Origin of the sequence: Mesorhizobium sp. B1-1-5 (genome assembly GCF_006443065.1) — a bacterium.
Lineage (GTDB): Bacteria > Pseudomonadota > Alphaproteobacteria > Rhizobiales > Rhizobiaceae > Mesorhizobium.
Map to the genome: position 1 here is coordinate 1 of NZ_VFWS01000013.1, position 20,681 is coordinate 20,681.

The following is a 20,681-nucleotide window of genomic DNA, read 5'->3' on the forward strand; positions in this document are numbered from 1 at the left end:
GCACCATCGAGGAGGGGATGCTGTCGGTGCTGGCGTTCAAGCGCTCGCTATCGGCTGGAATTCTCGACGGTGGCAGCGGCGACGAAATTGATGACCCGCACGGGCCGTGTCTGACCCATGCGATGGATGCGTGCGATGCGCTGCTCGAGCACGGCCGGGTTCCACGGCAGGTCCATGTTCACGAGAGTCGAGGCATGCTGCAGATTGAGGCCCGTGCTGCCGGCATCGGTGGACAGGAACACGCGACAGGCGGGGTCGTGACGAAAGCGCTCGACCAGCGCTGGCCGCTTGTCCGACGGCACGCCGCCGTGGAAGCTGACATAGCCCAAGCCGCGCGCTTCGAGACGCCGGATGACGATGTCGTGGGTTCGTGTCCATTGCGAGAACACCACCGCCTTGGCTTTCGGCTCGGCGAACAGATCGTCGAACAGGGCCGCCAGCTCATCGGCCTTGACGCCATGGTCTGTCTCCTGGTCCAGGAGATAGGTGCTGTTGCACGACATGCGCATATTCTGCAGCGCGCAGGTCAGCCGCCGCTGATCCTTGTCCGACAAGAATCGCGTCCTCCGCCAGCGCTGCACGATTTTCGCCACCACGTCGGCGTTTTCCTGGTGATGGAGCATCTGCATCTCCGTCATCGGCACCAGAAGGTTCTGGTCGAGACGATGCGGCAACTGCTTCAGCACCTCGGATTTACGGCGGCGGATCATGATCGGCGCCAGTGTCTGGCCAATCTTCTCGAGCCCGGTGTAGCCGGTCACGCGACCGCCTTCGTCCTTGACCTGATGCTCGTGCAGCAGCTTCCACGTCGGCCCCAACCGATGCTGGTCGACGAACTGAACGATCGAGATCAGCTCCTCGAGCTTGTTCTCCAAGGGCGTCCCGCTCAGCACGATCGCATAGGGACTGTCGATGCGCTTCAAGGCCCGTGCAGCAATGGTGTTCCAGTTCTTCACCCGTTGCGCCTCGTCGACGATCACGAGATCGGGCGCCCAATCGGCGATCAGATCAAGGTCGGGCTTGAGCTTCTCGTAATTCGTGATCTTGCAGAAATCGTCCAAACGATAGTCGTTCTGGCGCTGCGCCCGCCCGCCATTGATGACCCGCGCCGCGTTCTCGCCTTTCCTGCCGGAGAAACGCAGAATCTCGCTCTGCCACTGGTATTTGAGCGAGGTCGGACAGATCACGAGTACTTTTGTGACGCCGAAATGCCGGGCCAATATTTCCGCCGCTGCAATCGCCTGGATGGTCTTGCCCAGTCCCATGTCGTCGCCGATCAGCGACCGGCCCGCCCGCACGGCGAACAGGGCGCCTTCGGCCTGGTAGGGATAGAGCGGCACCGTCAGATGCTTTCCGACCTCGGGGTCGGCGGCCCCAAGCGGAAACAGTTCGTTGAGCCTAGCGGCGCGGCGCTCCGCATCGCGCCTTCCCGCGATGAAATCGAGCGCATCGTCATAGGCGCGGAACTCGTGGCCCGACTTGGATGCCATGGCCATGAAAGATTCGAGCTTGCCCAGGCGGTCGTCCGGCAGCATCCCGTCGTGATCGGCGTCGAACAATGCCGCGGCCGCCTCGCGCAACGCTGCTGGGCTGTCTGTTCCGGCGCGGAAATGGAGACGGCGCCTGCCGTCGTTGCGAAGATACAGCTCGGAAAACGCCGGCTGGTAGCCGCGAGCAAACGCGGCCTTGGCGCCGCGCTTCTTCTCCAGCTTGGCGAGGGTAAATTCGATGTGCTTGCAGGTGCCGAGCTCGCTCGTCGCATAGTCGGGGCATGAGCAGAAATTGCCGCCAGGTCCCATGCCCCGGATCGCCACGCGGTAGCTCGATTTCGAGGCGGGATTGCTGACCCGAAACTCAGAGAAAAACGGTTCGCTGGTCAGATTCTCGAGCCCGAAGGCTTGCTCGCGGCCGAACTGGCGGCGCAAGCCGCGCTGCCAGTCCACAGGCGACAGATCGGCGGGCGCATGGCTGCGCGAGAGCTTGGGTTCCCTGTTCGGCTTGATCGCCGACTTCGTGTTTCCGCGCTTGGATCTCATCATTTTGCATCCCATTCGACAAGTTGCGGTTGGGTCACCGACAGCTCCGGTTTCGTGCGTGGCGCCAGCGAGGCCGTTGCCTGATACGGTAGCGCGTTGATCTCACCGTGCAAATTTTTCCGCGCCCGAAGGAACCGGCGCGCCGATCCGTCAGAAAATTACGCTCTTGATTTCAAACACGAATTTGGACGATCTGCGGTTTGCTCGGTTTGAGCAACTATCGATACGATCAGTCGATTTTCCCCGCCCACAGGTCCCGAATCACCACACGCTCCGCTTCGAACGACCGTCACGTCCGTACATCCGGTCAACTTTTGCCGGCCGGAGAGCGCCTGGATCAGGGCCTGACCTATGGCGACCGCGAAGCTGGTTCGGGATGGCTTGAATCCAGTTTCCATTCAAGGCATTAATTGATCAGTTGATCCTGTGAGCCGATCGATGATTGAGGCCAGGTGCGGCGCGCCTGCGCAGCCTTGCCACTCACGCCGTGTTTGGCATCGGACTCTATGGCTCCGCTTGGGCCCTGGCCCGAATGTTCCCGTCCTAAGCCGACCCTTAACCAGAACGGTCGAGATGCGACGCGAACACGGAGACGAGACGGACGTCCTACAGGCGCGTCAGCAGCAGGCTCCCTCGGTCGCCAACCACCTCGATGATCGGACAGCCCGATTTAAAATCCTCCCATTCGCATCGCTTCCATTTCAAGAGCAGTTGCATTTTGCTATCGGACCTGTTACTCCTCAACCGATTGCGAAATGCAATCAGCGCGCCTATGGAGGACGAGATGGAGCCGTTCGCCAAGCCTCAACAGCACCTCCAATCACGCGCCATGTCCAGGCGCTTCTTCATGGCAGCCATGGCGACGGCGGCAGCGGCCAACCCCTTGCGGGCTCTAGCGGAGCCGCCGGTCCTTGAGCCCTTCCGCTTCCGCGCGCCGCAGGCGGCACTTGATGATCTTCGAAGCCGGCTCGCAGCAGCGCGCTGGCCGGATCAGGAGACAGTCTCAGGCTGGACGCAGGGTGTGCCCGAAGCGCGGCTGCGATCCTGGATCGATTACTGGCACAGCGGCTATGACTGGCGGCGTTGCGAAGCACGGCTCGACCGCTTCGATCAATACCGCGTGGAGATAGACGGCCTGGCCATCCATTTCCTGCATGTTCGATCGCCGCATCCGGGCGCGCTGCCGCTGATCATCACGCACGGCTGGCCAAGCTCGGTGCTGGATTTCCTGAAAGTGATCGGACCGCTGACCGACCCCGTCGTCAACGGCGGCGAGGCCGGCGACGCGTTCGATCTCGTCATCCCGTCGCTTCCTGGATTCGCCTTCTCGGACAAGCCGGCCACGCCCGGCTGGAACGCCCAGCGCATCGCACGCAGCTGGGCAACGCTCATGTCGAGGCTGGGCTACCGCCGATACGTCGCTCAGGGCGGCGACTGGGGCGCGTTCGTCACGACGGCCATGGCCCAGCAGCGCGCACCGGGCCTCGTCGGCATCCATCTCAATTTTCCGCAAGTAATCCCCGACCAGATCCCAGCCGTGCTCTCCGCGGAGGAGCGCCGCGCCATCGACGCCATGTCGCGCTTTCAAAGCGAGGGCTTCGGCTACTTCGCGATGCAATCGACGCGACCTCAGACCATCGGCTATGCGCTCGCGGACTCGCCGGTCGGATGGGCGGCCTGGCTCTTCGACATCTTCCGTGCCGTCACCGACAACAAGGGTGACCCGGAAGAAGCGTTGACGCGCGATGAGATGCTGGACCAGATCAGCCTCTACTGGCTGACCAACACCGCGGCATCATCGGCCCGGCTGTATTTTGAGCAGCGCGCACTGGCACCGAGAAACAACGCCGGTCCGGTCGATCTGCCGGTCGGATGCAGCATCTTCCCCCATGAAGTCTATCGCGCACCGCGCAGCTGGGCTGAGCGCATGTACCCCAATCTCTTCTACTGGAACGAGGTCGCGCGCGGCGGCCACTTCGCCGCGCTCGAACAACCGGCGCTATTCGTCGAGGAAATGCGGAGCTGCTTCCGCACGCTACGCCGGGCGTGACCCCATGGATCAAGATCTCGCAAGAGGAGATGTTCAATGACCCAACCGTCGAGTCTAGCAGAGGCCGTCCGCCGCTATTACCGCGCCTACGAGACCAAGGACCGCGAGGAAATCGAGGCGCTTCTTACCCCGGACTTCCGGTTCTCGAGCCCGCTCGATGATCGCATCGACCGGGCGACCTATCTCGCGAAGTGCTGGCCGAACAGCGAGCGCACCCGCTCGTTCGACATCAAGCGCCTGTGGGAACGGGATGGCGAGGTGTTCGTCCACTACGAGCTGACACCGATCAGCGGCGACAGCTTCCAGAACGCGGAGCTCCTCATCGGCGACAGCAACCGCATCCGCGAGGTGTTCGTGTTCTTCGGGCGCGGACGCGGCACGGTGGGCGACAACGCCACAACCGGGGGCCCTGCGGCTGCGATCGCCTAGGCTCGCACAAAGCGCTTGTCGATGGCGACCGCGACGCGATCGAACGGCCGATCGCTCCTGATTTCCATTTCACGAGCTCGCCCGACAACCGCATCGATCGGAAGATCTTCTTCGAGCATTGCCGGCCCAACCACAACGTCATTACAGGATACGAGCACAGCCGATCCGCGCGAACCTGTTCCAATCAACCGACGACAAATCCGCCTGCACACTGAACTGGAACCGCCCGCCCAAGCGCGGCGAGCGGGACTGAAGCATGCTCATCCTGCGCCACCTGCTGCGGTCGGGCAGCCAAACACCGGCCGAGAGAGGTTGGCGCGCGCTGTCCTTGCGGTGTGTCCTGTCGGGCAGATTCGACTGCCGCGCGCTATTGCGTCAGCCGCCGGGCGATCAGCTCGTACAGCGCCGCGAACTCCCGCCCCAGCTCCGCCAGTCCGTCGTTTCTGTATTTCTCGAACAGCACGTCCGGCCTGAACCAACGCACCGTCACGTCCGGCCCCTCCTCGACGACCACCGCCTTCAGCGGCGCCTCGGGCAGCGCCAACGGGTCGGCGCCGAGGAGGCGCACCATGTAGCGGGGATGGAAGAACAGTATCTGCCGCGTGCGCCCGATCGCATAGCCGCCGCGCTTCAGGAGCATCTGCGGATCGATCTCGTGGATGATCCACAGGTCGTTGCCGAGAAGCTCGCCACGCACCGCTTCGATGGTTTGCTCGAACGACAGGCGGGATCGCACGACGTGCTGAAACGGGTGCTCGGCGCCCGGACGCCCATACGTAACGGCGAGAAGCTGCTGGTCGCTCATCGTCAGGCCACCGCGGTATTGCTGGACTGCCTGGCTGCGAAGGCGTCGAGCGCCCGCGCCGAATAGACCAGCGCGGCTCCGGCGTTGAGCGCGACGGCGACGCCGAGCGCTTCCGAGATTTCCTCGGGCGTCGCGCCGTGCTTCAGCGCGGCATCCGTGTGGACGACGATGCAGCCATCGCAGCGCGCGGTGACCGCGACCGCGAGCGCAATCAGTTCCCTGATCTTCGGCGAGAGCCTGTGCGTCGCCTCGCCGGCGGCGCTGAGCGTCTTATAGCCCTTCAGCGTATCGGGGCTGAGCCTGCCGAGCTCGCCGATGCGGGCAAGCAGTTCCCTGTGGTAGGTGGTCCAGTCGATCATCATGGGCAGCTCCCTGGGGTTGGACGGTGCGGATGAGGACGAGACAAGCGCATTGAGTTGCCAAAGAGAATTGGCGATCCGCGCATGAAGCTCATGCGTTTGCGTTTGGCAGGTCTGCGGGATCGAGATCCCGCGCCCGCTTGCGCACCTCGGCGGCGAGTATCGTCGATACGGCCTGCACACGCGGACTGTGACGCGCATCGCCGTGGCTTCCCATCCAGACGTGCCGGCGCGGGACCGGCAAATGGACCCGTTCGAGGCCGACGGTCTCGTCACCGACCAGGCGCGGCAGGCAAGCAAGTCCTGCGCCGGCCGCGGCCGCTTGGGCCTGCACCTCTCGGCTGTCCGTGCGCAGCACGATATCGGCCGCGTGGGCCGTCTCGCCGAGCCAGGCCAGGTCCGCCACCCACCCCATCTCGGTCCGCATCGCGATGACCGAATGCCCTGCGAAGCCATCCCTCGGGTCAGGAACACCGCGGCCTTCGAGATAGGCGGGCGCGGCGTACAGTCCGAAGGCGACACGGCCGAGCTTTCGTCGCACGACATCCTGCTGCTCGAATTCGACCAGCCGGAAAGCAATGTCGGCCTCGCGACGGGCGAGGTTCGCCTGGCGCGGCTCGCCGATCAGCTCGAGCGTGATGGCCGGATGTTGGCTTGATACTTCCGCCGCCGCTGCCGCGAGGACGCGCGCACAGAACCATTCGGCGGCGGTCACGCGAACGACACCTTGCAGACCTGCGTCACGGCCGGCCACCGTTCGCTCGATCGCCAGCGCCTCCGTCTCGACCCGCTCCAGCCGCTCGAGGATGGACAATCCGGCCTCGGTCAGGACGAGCGACCCGCCGTCCCGGCGAAACAGTCTCGCCCCGATCCGTTTCTGAAACGAGGCGATGCGCCGCCCGACGGTCGGCTGTGTCGTCTTCAATTGCCGTGCCGCGGCTGAGAGCGAGCCGCCGCGGGCAACAGCCAGCACGAATTTCAGGTCATCCCATTCCAACGATCTGCCCCTGCTGTGCTCTCGGCGCGCCGGCCTTCCATGCCGAGAACATGGCATCGGGGTTTCCGGTCCGAGAGGAAGCTTAAAATAGTCCACCCCGACTTCGTCAACACGGGCGCCCGCACGATTACGAGCGCGAGTCCCAGGCGCGACAGAGCCGCGGAAACCCTCGGTTGGATGAGGCGTTCTTAATCCATGACCCGACGCATGAATTAGGTGCATGAATTATGAGCGAGCGCGTAGCGATCGTGACTGGTGCAGGACGCGGCCTTGGGCGCGCCATGACGATGGCTCTGCTAGGCGCAGGCCATCGCGTATTTTTGACGTCGACAGACATCGAGTCGCTCGACGAGACACGACGCGCCAGCGGAGCGGGCGAGCGCGCTGCCGTGAAGACTGCCGATCTCGGCAATGAACAAGAGCTGGCTGACCTGGTCGATGCCGCCATGCGCGCATTCGGGCGCATCGATGTCCTTGTCAGCAATGCGGGCGTCCCAAACCCGCCGGTACAACGGCCTCTTGACGTCACACTGGATCAGTTCCGGCAGTTGTTCGAGATCAACACGCTTGCCTCGATCAATTTGATCCGGCTGGTCACCCCCGACATGGTCGCGCGCAGATGGGGTCGGATCATCTTCATCTCCACCAGCCTCGATACCATGCTCGAACCGGGTCATGTCGCATATGGAATGACCAAGGCGGCTGGAGAAGCCTTCATCGCGGCTCTCGCAACGTCGCTTCAGTCGACGGGCGTCACGGCCAACGTACTTTCGCCCGGCGGCGCAGTTGCAACGAGAATGGCGGCAGGTGTTGCGGACCCAAAGGCCCTACTTCAGCCCGAAATTATGGCGGCGCCCGTTGTGTGGCTGGCGTCGGATGACTCGAATAACGTAACCGGCCGACGCTTCATCGCCGCGAAGTGGAATGCTGCGCTCAATCCCGCTCAAGCGTCGCAGGCCGCAAGCGCGCCGGCTGCATGGGGCGGCTATGGCGACAAAAGCGTCAAACCGTAAGAGGCGGTAGCCGCTCAAAAAGTTCTCCGCCTTGAAGCCTCCCGTCGCCCGAACCGTCAGATGCGCAAGCGTCCCCGGCGACCTGCCGCGCGTCAGTCGCGCGATATGGACAGCCCCGCGAGAAGCGACGCGTGCGCGGCAAGCCTGCGGGATATAAACTCGGTGAAGAGCCGCACGCGCTTCGTCTTGCGGGACTCTCCCTGCGTGAGAAGCCAGAGCGTCCCGTACATGTGCAGGTCGGTTCCCGGCACCCTCACCAGTAGAGGGTCGGCATCGCCGACGAAGCACGGCAGCGTGGTCATCCCGAGCCCTTGCCGTACGGCAACGATCTGCGCCTCGCCGTCCGTGGTCCTGAATGGAACCCCGGTGGTGCGAACCTCGCCGTCGCTCGCCCAATCCGGAATTCCATGAATGCTTATGACGATCCACCGGATGGGATCAGGCGCGCCCGCACGCCACGCGGCCAGTCGATCGCGAGACATGTAGACGCCGCCGAACACCTCCGGCCCCTTCAGGCCGTGAAGATTGAGCGGCAGGGTTTTGCGGTCGTAGACAACGCGGATCGCGACGTCGGCCTCCCGGTTGGTCAGATTTGCCAGCTCGCCGGATGACAAGATGTCCATCTCGATGTCCGGATGCAGACGCGCGAAATCGGCGAAGTCCGGCATGAGCAGGTGTATCGCGAGGGGCGGCGCCAGCGTCACCCGCAGAAGCCCGCGCACGCTCTGGTCGCGCCCAAGGATGCGCGTCTCCAGCAGGTGCGACGACGCTTCCATCTGGTCCGCGAACTCGAGGACCTCCTCGCCCGCAGCCGTCAGGCGGTAGCCCGAAGGCAGCTTTTCGAACATGTGCACCCCGAGGCGCTCCTCTAGCTGGGCGATGCGTCGCAGCACGGTCGAGTGGTTCACACCGAGGCGCTCAGCGGCAGCCCGCACGGAGCCTCCGCGCGCGGCGGCAAGAAAGTAGCGGACGTCATCCCAGTCGATCATGGTGCATTCCTGCCGCGGAGTGCGGTTTGCAAAGCCCGTTCTAACACGCTCAGCCGTGGTTCGCGCGGTCGTCGCGGCGTTCGATCATCTGACTGGATCGTTTTCGCACCACCGATGTGCGCGATTGCGCACTCACCGCCCGACTTCGGCGAACCCATCTCAAAGCTCTCGCGGGACTTCCCCCGTACAGCCAAGGACACGAGACGGCGAAACGAAGGATGCATGACATGAACAGACTGAATGGAAAGACCGCCGTCATCACCGGCGGCGCCACCGGCATTGGCCGCGCCGCGGCAAAGCGCTTCATCGAGGAGGGCGCCTTCGTCTTCATCTTTGGCCGCCGGCAGGAAGCGCTCGACGCCGCTGTAGCTGATCTCGGGCCCAATGCCCGCGCAGTGAAGGGCTCGGTCTCCGATCCAGCCGATCTCGACCGCCTCTACGCGTCAGTGAAGACCGAGCGCGGAACCCTCGACATCGTCTTCGCCAATGCCGGGGCCGGCGGCCCGCTTCCGCTCGGCAAGATCACCGCCGAGCATATCGACGAAACCTTCGACACCAATGTGAAGGGTACGATCTTCACGGTTCAGAAGGCGCTGCCGCTGATGGGCCAGGGCGGCTCGATCATCCTGACCGGATCGAGCGCCGGCACCACGGGCGCCCCGGGATTCACTGCCTACAGCGCGAGCAAGGCGGCCGTGCGCAACCTCGCGCGGACCTGGGCGGAGGACCTGAAGGGCACAGGCATCCGCGTAAATGTGTTGTCGCCCGGGGCGACTGCGACCGAACTCGCGAAGGAGGCGCTAGGCGAGGAAGGCCAGAAGGCCTACGGCGCGATGACTCCGCTCCAGCGCATGGCCGATCCGGCGGAAATTGGGGCGGTGGCTGCCTTTCTCGCGTCGTCGGACAGCAGCTTCATGACCGCCAGCGAGGTCGCCGTCGACGGCGGTCTGGCGCAACTCTGACCCGCCTCGTCCGGCCGCTCGCTCCACTGATCCCATTATTCGCCCACCCACGGAAGAAAATAAAATGGAACAAGCACTTAAAGGCAAAACTGCTCTCGTTACCGGGGCATCGCGGGGCATTGGCCGCGCTATCGCCGAACGTCTTGCAAGAGATGGTGCGACGGTCGCGCTGACCTACAACGCCAGCAAATCTGGTGCAGACGAGGCGGTCGCGGCCATCGAGAAAGCTGGAGGTACTGCGTTCGCAATCCACGCGGACCTCGTTGACCCGGCGACCGTCCCGACCTTGTTCGAGAAACTCGACGCCGAGTTCACCAAGCGGAAGGGAAGCAAAGCCCTCGATATTCTGGTCAACAACGCTGGCAATATCGGCTGGATTGGCTTCAAAGACGCGACGCCGGACAGTTGGGACACCCTGATCGCCGTCTATGCCCGCGCGCCCTTCTTCATCGTTCAGGCCGCCATGGGTCGTCTCGCCGATGGCGCGCGCATCATCAACATCTCTTCCGCTGCCGCGACGAAGCCCGTGACAGCCGCGCCCATTTACTCGATGGCCAAAGCGGCCATCAACAATCTTACCCAAGCACTCGCGTCAGAGCTGGGGCCACGCGGAATTACCGCGAACGCCGTAGCGCCGGGCTACACGCGAACCGACGCGAACGCCGCCTTCCGAGAGAATTCCGAACTCGTAAAGGCGGTCGAGGCACAGATCGCGCTGGGACGCTTTGGCGAGCCATCGGAAATCGCCGCCATCGTGGCGTTCTTGGCTTCCGATGAAGGCCACTGGGTGACCGGCCAGACGATTGAGGCAAGCGGCGGCTACAAGCTCTGACCGCAACGAAAGAAGCAAAGGAGAATATAATGAGCTACGCAATTATCGGCTTCGGCAAGATCGGCCAGGCCCTCGCCCGCGCCTTCGCCCGCAAGAACATCGACGTGGCCGTCGCGAGCCGCCGGCCCCCCGAGGCATTGGCGCCGCAGGCTCGAGCGATTGGACCCACGGTGGTCGCCAAGTCGCTGCGGGAAACACTCGAGGCGGACACAATCATCTTGGCGGTCCCTTTCGGGGAGCATCGCGAGGTTGCGAAAGCCCTGCCGAGCTGGAACGGCAAGACGGTCATCGACGCGATGAACGCGTTTCCTGAACCCGAAGAGCTGGACGGCCTCCCGTCCTCCGCCTTCGTTGCGAAGTCGTTCACCGGCGCCAAGTTCGTGAAAGGCTTCAATCACCTCATTGCAGCCACCCTGGCTGCCGATCCGGTCGTCGAGGGCGGCCACCGGGTGGTCTTCCTGTCGAGCGACGACGAGGACGCGACCGCTCCCGTGGCGGCCTTGGCCAAACAGCTCGGGTTCGCACCCGTCAAGCTGGGAAAGCTCAACGAGGGCGGCGCGCTGGTGCACGCACGCGGCCGCATCTGGGGCCGGCTCATCTTCCAGGATCTGTTCAAGAAGGAGCAGTAGTCGGTGTACGACCGTGTGATTTGGCCCGAGAAGTACGACCCCAAAACGTCGGCGATCTATGCGCTCAACGACATCGACGTGAAAGCACCCCCAGAAGTGGTATGGAAGCTGCTGGTCGATGCTGAGAACTGGTCGAGCTACTTTCCTGCTGAAGACCAGGTCAAAATCCTGGGCGGCGAAAGGCAATTGGCGCGCGGGACCAAATACAGCCGAGTGACCGTCGGATTCCCGATGAGCCTGGTTGTTACGGAGTGCGAGCCCTTCCGCCGACTTGCGTGGGCGACGACTGTCGATGGTGACGACACCGGCTCGAGCGCGTACCATGGCTGGGTCATCACTCCCACAGATGATGGCTGCCACGTGCTGACCGAGGAAACGCAACAGGGCTCGTGGTTCCTCGACGAACTCGGGCGCAAGCGTCCCGGTGGGCTCTATCGCTATCACCAGGAATGGATCGAACGCCTCGCCGGCGCGGCGGAGGCGAAAGTAGAAGTCAAGGCAGGTTAACCTGCGGGTCCTTGGACTTGGGCTGCCCAGCGCCTCAGCACATTGAGCGGGTAAAGGCCGCGCCGGCCAAGATTGGAGACAGTTGAAATGAATATAGACCTCAAAGGTAAGAAGGCGATTGTCACCGGGTCAACGGCGGGCATCGGCCGTGCCACTGCGGAAGGTTTAGCCCGTACAGGGGCGTCAGTCGTTATCAGCGGCCGTGGGAATGCCCGGGTCGACGAGGCGGTGCAACAAATTCGGCAGACCATTCCTGGGAGCAATATCACTGGCGTTGCAGCAGACTTGGCCACCGTCGAAGGTGTCGAGACTTTCATCACGCAGGTGCCGGACGCCGATATCCTCGTGAACAACGTGGGTACGGCATATATCCGGGACTACAACGGCATCGAGGACATTGCGAATATCCCCGACGAGGACTGGCTTGGCCTGTTCCAGCTGAATGTCATGAGCGGCGTGCGCATGACGCGCCACTACCTGCCTCGCATGGTGAAAAAGGGCTGGGGCCGGGTCGTGTTCGTCAGCAGCGAGTCCGCGGTCAATATCCCGAAAGAGATGCTCGACTACGGCATGACAAAGACCGCGCAACTCGCGGTCTCGCGCGGGCTTGCCGAGGCAGCCGCGGGCACAGGCGTCACCGTCAATGCCGTCCTGCCGGGCCCTACTCGGTCTGAGATCCTGGGTGACTTCATGGCAAAGCAGGCGGAGGCGAACGGGATCACGCAGGAGGAAGCCGAGCAAGGCTTCCTGAAGGCGATGCGCCCGACCACCCTCATTCAGCGTTTTGCGACCACCGATGAGGTGGCCAACATGATCGTCTACGCTTGCTCGGAGCAGGCTTCCGCGACGACCGGCGCGGCTCTGCGCGTCGACGGCGGCGTAGTCCGCTTCGTTGCCTGATCATGCGGACGGGCTTCGGCACCGAAAGCCGCTGCAGCGTCAGAGCTGACGGCGGACCAAATCGATCAACAGCTACAGCTTTCATGTCGTTGCGCGCGCTCCTTCCGCGCCAGCGCGCTGAATCCTCGAAGACGGGATTTAGACTTGACGGCGGACATCTGATGCAAATCCTTTCCAGCTTCTAAAACCACGTCTTCTCAGGCGCTCTGGGCCTCCCAATGAAATAACGACGATACAGTTCCGACGGCGGGTTCTAAGGAGGCGCCGTTTTCGTTGGTCAAGCCTGCGCAGTTGAATGCGGGTGAGCGTTGCAGCCTGGAACCACCAATGAGCGAAATCATTTAGACTAGGAGGTTTTCTGGCCCGCTCGCGCATCATCCTTTGGCTCGGTCGCTCGTGGTGGTCATGATGAAGCGCTCGTCCGATTTCACAGATTCGCCTGCACTTCGCTTCGTCCTCATGATGGGCGTCGTCAATCTGTTTGGTGACGTCACCTATGAGGGAGGCGCCGCGATCAACGGCCAGTTCCTGGGTGCGTTGGGCGCCAGCGCGGCCGCTGTCAGCATCATCGCCGGGTCTGGCGAGTTTCTCGGCTATGCCTTGCGTTCGGTCTCCGGCTACGTCGCCGATCGGACCGGCCGCTACTGGTTGGTGACTTTCGTGGGCTACGCCATCAATCTCTTTGCCGTCCCCGCCATGGCGCTGGCGGGCAGCTGGCAGATCGCGGGCGTCCTGATCATCGCCGAACGCATCGGACGGGCTATCCGCAAGCCGACCGTGGAGGCGATGATCTCTTATACCACCGGCAAGCTGGGACGCGGCTGGGCCTACGGCCTGAACACTGCCCTCGACGAGACGGGCGCAACGGTCGGCCCGCTGATCATCGCACTGGTGTTGTTGCTGGGTGGCGACTACCGGACTGGTTTCGCGTGGTTGTTCGTCTCGGCGATCCTTGCGGGCGCCGCCCTGGTGGCCGCGCGCGTCGGCTTTCCGGTCCCCGCACGCCTCGAGGACCGGCCCACAGCGGAGGCAAAGGGATTCGGCGCACCCTATTGGCTCTATATGGTTGCGGCCGCGGTCTTCGCCGCAGGGCTGATGAGCTACGAGCTCGTCGCTTTCCACCTGGCACGGATGCAGTTGGTTGCAGGACCATGGATACCTGTGCTGCTGGCGCTCTCGACCGGCTGCGGCGTGATCGCCAACCTCGTGCTGGGCAGGCTCTATGACCGCATCGGCCTCCCGGTGATTCTGGCGGGCGTGGTCCTCTCGGCGCTGTTCGCACCCTTGGCGTTCCAGAACACCCTGCTGCCGATCGTCCTTGCCATGCCGTTGTGGGGCGTCGGCTACGCAACGCAGGACACCCTGCTGAAGGCAGTCATCGCGGGAATCCTGCCGGAAGGGCGGCGCGGTCTGGCGTTTGGGCTCTTCTACGCCGCCTATGGCGTCGGCTGGCTCGTTGGAAGCATCGCGGCTGGTCTGCTATACGAACGCTCCCTGCCTGCGGTTATAGCCTTCGTCGTGATCGCGCAGCTTGCGTCGCTGCCGTTGTTCCTTCTTGCGGGGCGCGGCCTCCGATAGCTGACCTGGCGCCCATTCAGGAGGACTCAGAAGGGCTCGCATTCGGCGCCAATGAATTCATCGATCTCGAGAAGGATGCCCCTGGCCGGCTCAGATCTCGAGCAGCGCATAGGGCCGGCCCGTCGGCTTCGCGACGTGCATGGCGACATTGTAGACTTTCGCGCCGCCGGGAGTTTGACCTTCGAAGGTGCCTCGATGCGCGTGACCATGCACGACGGCGCTCACCTTGAACCGGTCGATCGTTTCGGCCAGCCGGGAAGAGCCGAGGAACGGGAAGATTTCGGGCGGCTCGCCAGCGACCGTTTCCGCGATCGGGGCGTAGTGAAGCACCACGAGCGTCCGCTTGGCGCGGACTTGCCGCATGGCGTTTTCCAGCCGCATCGCCTCGCTGACGCTCTCGGCCACCATGGCCTTGATTGCCGGCTCACCGAAGGACCCGAGCATCCTCGAGCCGAACCCACCAACAAAACCTTTGACGCCGACAAAGCCGACTTCCATCAGCTCCGTCGCCTGTCCGTCGAGGAGGTAAACGCCGGCCTGGCGAAGTGTCGCCGCTATCTGCTCGGCGCAACCGGATTCGTAGTCGTGGTTGCCGAGCACCGCGACCACGGGAATCGAGCAGGCCCGGAGATCCTCCGCCAAAAGCTCGGCCTCCTTCGGCTTGCCGAGATTGGTGAGGTCCCCCGCAAGCACCAGGATGTCGGCTTCGCGCGAAACCTCCCCGAACAGGTCGCGATGGGAGGTCTGCGCATCTTCCTGCACATGCAGATCGCCCACCGCGGCGACTTTGACTTTGCCGTTTCCGCTCGTTTTGCCGCTTGCCCTGCTTTGTTCAGCCATCGTGAAATTCTCCAACGCCGCCGACACCGGCAAAGCCCCATTCCTTGACATCGATCTCGTAGTCGACCTGCGACAGCAGTCGACCGCGGCAGATCTTCATCCTCGGTGAAGGCAATTGCCGCTGCCTGGCGAGCCGGTCGAGCAGATCGTCAAGCAACCAGTCGGGAATGCGGTCGCGTTCGCTGGGATAGATCCAGCGGAAATTCAGCAACTGCATCAGCAGCACCTCCCAGTGGATGTCGAGATAAGACAGCAGCCTTTGCCAGTCGATCTGCTCATGTGCCTTGAGGATGGTATGGGCGATATCGGCGCCGTCGTGCCGTCCCCTGTCCTGGATGAAGCATTTCGACCAGATAAGTTCCGTAGGTCCGATGATCCTGACCCGGCTGCCCAGCAGCTCGACCTGCCGGGCATGCTCCAGCCACTGGTCCTCGACCTGCATGGTGCCGTTGGCGGAAGCAAAGATCACGTCGAAGAAATGCGGACCTTCGAAGACCTTCCCCAGCCAGCGATCGTCCTCGATCACGACGGCGTAGCCGATATCCTTGAAATGGGCGAGGATGCGCGGACAATCGCCTGCCTTGCAGAAGATATCGAGGTCCTTTGTCTGGCGCACGACGCCGGTATAGGCGCTCACCGCATAGGTCCCGGCAACCAGAAAAGGAATGTCGGTGGCGGCGAGCTCGCGGATCGCGTGCGTATAGAAAGCTTCCGCCTCCGCGCTCTTCAGCGTCGGCTCCGCCTTGGCGTCGATCACAGGCAGCGTCGCCAGCACGCCCGGCAACTCGTCATCGGCCATCGACCGTTGCTCCGAGCTCAAATCTTCATCCGGGATGTAAACAGCAACCTGACCGGCTGGTTCCGTTGCCGGCGACTGTGGGTGAGCCTCACCTCAGTCCCCTTGCTTGCGGTACAGGCGCTCGGTTGCACGATCGCTCTCGCGGCGTTCGGCCGGTCCTCGGTGCCGGCGAGTCAAAAGAGCATAAACGAGCACGAGCAGGAGAATAATCGGCCCGCCGATCACGACGAAGGCCCACAGATCGATACCGAGCATGGCTTTTCCTTCCCGGTTGGAGGCGGTCGGTCGTCCGGCTAACCGAGTTGGCGGCCAAAGGTTCCGCCGGCCGTCCATGCGAGGCGACAGTTAAGCCGATCTCGCTTCACGGCGGCGCCCATGCTCGACTAGACGGAAATCGCAGCGGTCGCGTCCATGTCTATTGAACAAGCGCGCTGTCGAGGAAGGATGGGATCGCTGAAGGCCCTTACCCGCAGACTTTGCGGCAGGCAATTGAAAGCCCGGTCTGCTTATCCTCGTTGGTGACACAGGAGCGCGGACCGGGCCTGCCTCGGTGAGGGAACTAAGGCGGCCGCACTTTGCGCCACGATCGGTCGCGCCGCCTTAACATAGGTTGTTGTCGCAAACGCCGATTGAAGGATGATGCCGTGTCCGATCACCGTTTCAGCGGCAAAGCGGCCATGCGCTATCGCATCAAACGTTTTCGCAAACCGGTCGTGGTGCAGCCAGGTCGCATCGACCGCGACCGCGTCGTTGTGTCGGTGCTGGACGCGGCTGATGTGCTTTTGCACGATTGGCCCAAGCCTGATTTGAGGACACGCCACCGCGCGATCCAGGCCTGCCTTGCGGTGTTGCGCAATCAGGAGCCGCCAAGGGTCGCACGCCAGGCTTTCGTCGCTGCTGCCGAGGACGCCAGAATATTGCTTGGCGACCAGAGCTGAGATCAGCATGCCAGCGGGTCTGCCGCCCCCGTGTGCTGGCCGGCATCCATCGGCGAGCCGAGATTTTGTCCGCCCCGATCTGATCCAGCTGCCAGCGGGATCGTTCCGGCAAAAAGGCGGCCCCTCGCGACGGCCACCCCGTTTCTTCGATCAGGCGCTCGGTACGCCGGCGGGTGCGACGGAGGACTTCCGAACCGCACCGAGCCGCATGTTCGGTGCAGCGGCCGGCGGAACGTTTACCGGCGGACGTTGTTCTTCACCAGGAGGAACGGTGATGGTCGACGACAAGAACAAGCGCGATTTCCGCGACCGCGACCGCGTATCGGGCGACGAAGAATATGAGGTCGCGTATTTCGCGCGGAAATTCCAGCTGACGATGCCCGAAGCCCGGGAGCTTATTCGCAAACACGGCAATGACCGCGCAACGCTGGAGCGCGAAGCCAAGGCGCTCGGTTCTCGCTAGAGCGTTTCACCGTTTCACGGAAACGGCGAACCGCTCTATCTCTTTGTTTTGACGCAATTCCAGACGGAAAACCGCTCACACTTTTCCTGGAATTGCTCTAGCCCGGAATGACCTGGCGCGGATGCGTTTGGCTGAAGCCGCCGGCGAAGGGAATGCGCGCAAAGCCAGTGTGATTAACCGAAGCGCCAACGCCTCGACCACTTGCTTGCGGCCTCGCAGGACCTCGCCCTCGTCACTGCCGCTGGAGTCCGTCCAGCGCCTTGGAGATGGCTCCGACGACTTGCCTGAGTTGCACCGGTTTCTGCAGCCGCTCGATGTCGTCGAACCGGCCGGGAATCACATCCTGGTCGTAGCCGGTGATGAAAACGAACGGGACACCGATGTCCTTGAGGGAGTCGGCCAAGGTGAATGACGGCCCGGGTCCAAGATTGATGTCCAGCAGAACCGCATGAGGGCGCCGCTCTTCGAGTTCGGCCCGCGCAGCCCGATCGGATGGACAAGGCCCGATGACTTCGGCGCCGGCGCAGCTGAGCGCGCGCGCCACCTCGATGGCGATATAATACTCGTCCTCCACGATCAGGACGGTGCGGCCGCCGAGCTCAGATTTCTCTATCATGGCCAGGGCTCCTCGACACACCATAGCGCTGCTCGACGCGCCTCTTGCCGGTGCCGGGCGGTCTGCCACCGAATGGTGCGGCAGTTATTCTCCGGAGTCGAGTTGAATGACCGCTTTTTTGATCCTTTCGCATCCACCCCTGCGCACCAGCGACCGCCGCGACGACATCTCGCGGCCGATGCATCTCGGAACGGAAAGGGTCCGCGGCCCGAAATCTCAATGGCGGCGCATCTTCAGATGCCGGCTGCTCCAGACGTGTCGTTGCAGCGCCGAAGCTTGAAAGAATTTCCACCTCCCTCTCATGGGTTAATGCGCGACCGCGAGACCGGGAGCATTCGTTGGCTGCAAGAGAAATAAAGCGCGGCTTAGGGAGGTGCAGCGTGATCAAATATCATCCTGTCCGTCTGAACGAACTCATCGAGCACTATATGGAAACGCGTTCCTCGCACCGCTCGCCGGTGTCGGTGGCCGCGGCCACGCGGGCCATCCTGACTGTCATGCCGGATTGCTCGATAGAGTCTCCTCAATTGAGCAACATGATCGCGCGGTCGGCCGTCAAGCACGGACACGCCGTCAGCTTCGACTTGATGACAGTTTAATCCGGCGAGGATCTCTCAAGGGTCGCAAGTCCGGCGCGTCATGTCCAGCGGGTGGCGCGCCGGATCGGTCTGCAGTGGGCTTGTCAAGCCCGCGATCTCGGCAACACGAGAGGGACGCGGCTGCATCGTAGCGGTTGGCGGACACCCGCGGCAGCCGCTTCTCAGCGCTTGGCTCACGACGCATGATCAATCGGCGGCTCCGGCCGGTCGAGATCGGTCACGGCCGTCTCGACGCGATCTTGACCAGGCGCTTCCAAGCCTCTTGGCTGGTCGCAACGGGATCGATAGCCGTGAAACCGAGCGCGAAAATCGCGGCTGTGATATCCTGCTCAGGAAAAATACGCGTCTCCAGGACGGTGCGCGAGCATCGGCGACTTTCTCGTCCATATGCGCTTCCTGCGCGCAGTCGTGCGCGGCAAATGGACATTAACATAGGTAAGGTCGTTGCCCGGTCGTTCTGTGTATTACGGACAAGAAGGACAAGGATGAGGCGGCCTCTGATCCGGAAGCTCGAGAAGTTCACGCGGCTCTCGCACGCCGACAAGGACATGCTGCTCAGAATAGCGGCGCAACGGGTCCGGCGTTTCGCCGCGCGCGAGGATATCATCCACGAGGGCGAGAAGCCCGAATTCATCAATCTGATCAGCGAGGGCTGGGCCTGCCGCTACAAGACCCTCGAAGACGGCCGCAGGCAGATCATCGCATTTTTCCTGCCTGGGGACCTGTGCGATCTGAATGTCTTCGTCCTGAAGGAAATGGACCACTCTATCGGCGCCATCACGCCGGTCGTGGTGTCGGAAATTTCGCGCACGGCTTTTGACGAGATGATGATCGGGCATCCGCGCATCACCCAGGCGCTGTGGTGGGAATCGCTCGTCGCAGCGGCGATACAGCGCGAGTGGACCGTCAATCTCGGGCAGCGCGATGCACTGGAGCGCATGGCGCATTTATTATGCGAGCTGTTCATCCGGCTGGAGGCCGCCGGCTGCACGAGCAATAGCAGTTGCGAGTTCCCATTGACGCAGACGGAACTGGGCGAGACGCTGGGCATGTCGACGGTTCATGTGAATCGCACCCTGCAGGAGCTGCGCGCCTCGAACCTCATCGTGCTAAGGGACAGGACGCTGACCATTCCCAATCTTCAGGCATTACAGGACGTCGCGCTGTTCAATCCCAATTATCTGCATCTCGATCGTGAAGGCAGGCATCTCGATGCCAATGAAGAGTGATGTCAAAGGGTCCGCCCAAAAAGCCGCTTGAACGCAGCCTGGCCGAGGTCAAGGCGGCCCTGCACGAGCATGCGAGTGCCGAAGCCGGGCTGCGCGCAAGGGAGGAGAACCTGCAGGATTTCGGAGAGGCCGCCTCGGACGTGCTTTGGATCCGCAACGCCGAGACGCTACAGTGGGAATATCTGACCCCGGCCTTCGACGCCATTTACGGCACGAGCCGTGAAAAGGCCCTGGCCGGCGACAACTTCGCCAGCTGGATCGCCCTTGTCCTGCCTGAAGACCGCGAGCATGTGCTGGCCCAGATCGAGCGCATTCGCGACGGCGAAAGCGTCACCTTCGAATACCGGATATGCCGGCCGGCCGACAATGAGATACGCTGGCTGCGCAACGCCGATTTTCCGATGCGCGATGAAGCGGGAAAGGTCGCCCAGATCGGGGGCATCGGTCAGGACATCACGCGTCAGAAGGAATGCGAGGAGCAACAGCAGGCCCGCTTCGCCGAATTGCAGCATCACGTGCGCAACACGCTGGCCGTCATCCGCTCGATCGTGCGGCGCACGATGGAGAAGAGCGAATCCCTGGACGAAGCCGCGGCCCATCTGGAAGGCCGCATCAACGCCTTCGCCCGGGTCCAGGCGGCCATCACACGCCGCCCGTCGATCGGTATCAGTCTGGCATTGATCGTGGCGGAAGAATTGCGTGCTGCGGGCGGCCGGGAAGGCAAGAATCTGACGATCGAAGGTCCGCCCTTGACGCTTGCGCCCAAGGCCGCCGAGACAATGGGGCTGGCCATTCACGAGTTAGCGACCAACGCCCTGAAATACGGAGCACTGTCTGGCCGCGCGGGCCGCATCGACATCCAATGGCAGCTGGAAAAGGACCTGCTCCATTTCAAATGGATGGAGAGCGGATCCCACCATTTCAAACCCGTCGAGCGGCGCGGCTTCGGCTTGGAGGTTCTGGAGGGCACCTTGCCGTACGAGCTCGGAGCGACAGTGGACTTGCGGCTCGCTCCGAGCGGGCTCAATTTCACGGCTGCGATCCCGCTTGGCGCCATAGGCGGCCAGTAGCACGACCACGGCTATCGGCGACGCTGTTGCCGCCCTCTTCC

Annotated in this window: 24 protein-coding genes and 1 pseudogene; 15 read left to right on the forward strand and 10 right to left on the reverse strand. The window is 63.1% G+C overall.

Annotation, left to right across the window (positions count from 1 at the left end):
• Positions 1–47: 47 nt before the first annotated feature.
• Complete coding sequence (locus FJ980_RS07245) at positions 48–2,039, reverse strand: DEAD/DEAH box helicase (RefSeq protein ID WP_246676335.1); 1,992 nt, start codon at positions 2,037–2,039, stop codon at positions 48–50.
• A 649-nt stretch (positions 2,040–2,688) separates the two neighbouring features.
• Here FJ980_RS07245 and FJ980_RS07250 point away from each other — a divergent pair.
• On the forward strand, positions 2,689–4,086 hold the full coding sequence (locus FJ980_RS07250) for an epoxide hydrolase family protein (RefSeq protein ID WP_246676336.1): 1,398 nt from the start codon (positions 2,689–2,691) through the stop codon (positions 4,084–4,086).
• A gap of 36 nt (positions 4,087–4,122) precedes the next feature.
• A complete protein-coding gene (locus tag FJ980_RS07255) occupies positions 4,123–4,515 on the forward strand; it encodes a nuclear transport factor 2 family protein (RefSeq protein WP_140542247.1) in 393 nt (130 codons plus the stop codon).
• Here FJ980_RS07255 and FJ980_RS35810 read toward each other — a convergent pair.
• Positions 4,512–4,634 carry a hypothetical protein gene (locus tag FJ980_RS35810; RefSeq protein ID WP_281406321.1) on the reverse strand — a complete coding sequence of 41 codons (123 nt, stop codon included), beginning with the start codon at positions 4,632–4,634 and terminating at the stop codon, positions 4,512–4,514. The genes FJ980_RS07255 and FJ980_RS35810 overlap by 4 nt on opposite strands.
• A 38-nt stretch (positions 4,635–4,672) precedes the next feature.
• Between FJ980_RS35810 and FJ980_RS35290 the strand changes: the two are divergent.
• Positions 4,673–4,768 (forward strand): annotated as a pseudogene (locus FJ980_RS35290) (DUF736 domain-containing protein); the annotation flags it as partial.
• A 114-nt stretch (positions 4,769–4,882) separates the two neighbouring features.
• Here FJ980_RS35290 and FJ980_RS07270 read toward each other — a convergent pair.
• The 3 genes from FJ980_RS07270 to FJ980_RS07280 all read right to left on the reverse strand — a co-directional run bounded on the left by FJ980_RS07270 (position 4,883) and on the right by FJ980_RS07280 (position 6,898).
• Positions 4,883–5,320, reverse strand: a complete 438-nt coding sequence (locus FJ980_RS07270) for a DUF302 domain-containing protein (protein WP_140542248.1) — start codon at positions 5,318–5,320, stop codon at positions 4,883–4,885.
• Between the two features lie 2 nt (positions 5,321–5,322).
• Entirely contained in the window at positions 5,323–5,679 is a 357-nt protein-coding gene (locus FJ980_RS07275) for a carboxymuconolactone decarboxylase family protein (RefSeq protein ID WP_140542314.1), read from the reverse strand.
• 91 nt (positions 5,680–5,770) lie between these two features.
• Positions 5,771–6,898: a LysR family transcriptional regulator gene (locus tag FJ980_RS07280; RefSeq protein ID WP_140542249.1), complete on the reverse strand. Its 1,128-nt coding sequence runs from the start codon at positions 6,896–6,898 to the stop codon at positions 5,771–5,773.
• A 5-nt stretch (positions 6,899–6,903) separates the two neighbouring features.
• On the opposite strand from FJ980_RS07280, the gene FJ980_RS07285 reads away from it, so the two are divergent.
• Positions 6,904–7,689: an SDR family oxidoreductase gene (locus FJ980_RS07285; RefSeq protein ID WP_140542250.1), complete on the forward strand. Its 786-nt coding sequence runs from the start codon at positions 6,904–6,906 to the stop codon at positions 7,687–7,689.
• A 92-nt stretch (positions 7,690–7,781) separates the two neighbouring features.
• Here the strand turns inward: FJ980_RS07285 and FJ980_RS07290 are convergent, their stop codons facing one another.
• A complete protein-coding gene (locus tag FJ980_RS07290) occupies positions 7,782–8,678 on the reverse strand; it encodes a LysR family transcriptional regulator (protein WP_140542251.1) in 897 nt (298 codons plus the stop codon).
• 227 nt (positions 8,679–8,905) lie between these two features.
• On the opposite strand from FJ980_RS07290, the gene FJ980_RS07295 reads away from it, so the two are divergent.
• The 6 genes from FJ980_RS07295 (at position 8,906) to FJ980_RS07320 (ending at position 14,086) form a co-directional block, all read left to right on the forward strand.
• Positions 8,906–9,640 carry an SDR family oxidoreductase gene (locus tag FJ980_RS07295; RefSeq protein WP_140542252.1) on the forward strand — a complete coding sequence of 245 codons (735 nt, stop codon included), beginning with the start codon at positions 8,906–8,908 and terminating at the stop codon, positions 9,638–9,640.
• A 64-nt stretch (positions 9,641–9,704) separates the two neighbouring features.
• Positions 9,705–10,472, forward strand: coding sequence for an SDR family oxidoreductase (locus FJ980_RS07300; protein ID WP_140542253.1), 768 nt, complete (start codon positions 9,705–9,707; stop codon positions 10,470–10,472).
• 29 nt (positions 10,473–10,501) lie between these two features.
• Positions 10,502–11,101, forward strand: coding sequence for an NAD(P)-binding domain-containing protein (locus FJ980_RS07305; RefSeq protein ID WP_140542254.1), 600 nt, complete (start codon positions 10,502–10,504; stop codon positions 11,099–11,101).
• Positions 11,102–11,104: 3 nt separating this feature from the next.
• Positions 11,105–11,608: an SRPBCC domain-containing protein gene (locus FJ980_RS07310; protein ID WP_140542255.1), complete on the forward strand. Its 504-nt coding sequence runs from the start codon at positions 11,105–11,107 to the stop codon at positions 11,606–11,608.
• An 87-nt stretch (positions 11,609–11,695) separates the two neighbouring features.
• Positions 11,696–12,508, forward strand: coding sequence for an SDR family oxidoreductase (locus FJ980_RS07315; protein WP_140542256.1), 813 nt, complete (start codon positions 11,696–11,698; stop codon positions 12,506–12,508).
• A gap of 405 nt (positions 12,509–12,913) precedes the next feature.
• A complete protein-coding gene (locus FJ980_RS07320) occupies positions 12,914–14,086 on the forward strand; it encodes an MFS transporter (RefSeq protein ID WP_181175992.1) in 1,173 nt (390 codons plus the stop codon).
• Positions 14,087–14,176: 90 nt separating this feature from the next.
• Here the strand turns inward: FJ980_RS07320 and FJ980_RS07325 are convergent, their stop codons facing one another.
• The 3 genes from FJ980_RS07325 to FJ980_RS34610 all read right to left on the reverse strand — a co-directional run bounded on the left by FJ980_RS07325 (position 14,177) and on the right by FJ980_RS34610 (position 15,980).
• Positions 14,177–14,926 (reverse strand): metallophosphoesterase, encoded by a 750-nt coding sequence (locus FJ980_RS07325; RefSeq protein ID WP_140542257.1) that lies wholly within the window; start codon positions 14,924–14,926, stop codon positions 14,177–14,179.
• Positions 14,919–15,725: a hypothetical protein gene (locus FJ980_RS07330; RefSeq protein ID WP_095768838.1), complete on the reverse strand. Its 807-nt coding sequence runs from the start codon at positions 15,723–15,725 to the stop codon at positions 14,919–14,921. The genes FJ980_RS07325 and FJ980_RS07330 overlap by 8 nt, the downstream gene beginning before the upstream one ends.
• A 93-nt stretch (positions 15,726–15,818) precedes the next feature.
• Positions 15,819–15,980: a hypothetical protein gene (locus FJ980_RS34610; protein WP_181174855.1), complete on the reverse strand. Its 162-nt coding sequence runs from the start codon at positions 15,978–15,980 to the stop codon at positions 15,819–15,821.
• A 389-nt stretch (positions 15,981–16,369) separates the two neighbouring features.
• Here FJ980_RS34610 and FJ980_RS07335 point away from each other — a divergent pair, with 389 nt between their 5' ends.
• A complete protein-coding gene (locus tag FJ980_RS07335) occupies positions 16,370–16,663 on the forward strand; it encodes a DUF982 domain-containing protein (RefSeq protein ID WP_246676337.1) in 294 nt (97 codons plus the stop codon).
• A gap of 274 nt (positions 16,664–16,937) precedes the next feature.
• A complete protein-coding gene (locus FJ980_RS07340) occupies positions 16,938–17,126 on the forward strand; it encodes a DUF3606 domain-containing protein (protein WP_140542258.1) in 189 nt (62 codons plus the stop codon).
• Positions 17,127–17,358: 232 nt separating this feature from the next.
• Here FJ980_RS07340 and FJ980_RS07345 read toward each other — a convergent pair whose 3' ends face one another.
• Positions 17,359–17,742 carry a response regulator gene (locus FJ980_RS07345; RefSeq protein WP_210243732.1) on the reverse strand — a complete coding sequence of 128 codons (384 nt, stop codon included), beginning with the start codon at positions 17,740–17,742 and terminating at the stop codon, positions 17,359–17,361.
• 380 nt (positions 17,743–18,122) lie between these two features.
• Here FJ980_RS07345 and FJ980_RS07350 point away from each other — a divergent pair, with 380 nt between their 5' ends.
• From FJ980_RS07350 to FJ980_RS07360, 3 genes are all read left to right on the forward strand, one after another.
• Positions 18,123–18,341 carry a hypothetical protein gene (locus FJ980_RS07350; protein WP_140542259.1) on the forward strand — a complete coding sequence of 73 codons (219 nt, stop codon included), beginning with the start codon at positions 18,123–18,125 and terminating at the stop codon, positions 18,339–18,341.
• 485 nt (positions 18,342–18,826) lie between these two features.
• Positions 18,827–19,570 carry a Crp/Fnr family transcriptional regulator gene (locus tag FJ980_RS07355; protein ID WP_140542318.1) on the forward strand — a complete coding sequence of 248 codons (744 nt, stop codon included), beginning with the start codon at positions 18,827–18,829 and terminating at the stop codon, positions 19,568–19,570.
• Positions 19,570–20,640: an HWE histidine kinase domain-containing protein gene (locus FJ980_RS07360; RefSeq protein ID WP_140542260.1), complete on the forward strand. Its 1,071-nt coding sequence runs from the start codon at positions 19,570–19,572 to the stop codon at positions 20,638–20,640. Before FJ980_RS07355 ends, FJ980_RS07360 begins: the two co-directional genes overlap by 1 nt.
• Positions 20,641–20,681 lie beyond the last annotated feature (41 nt).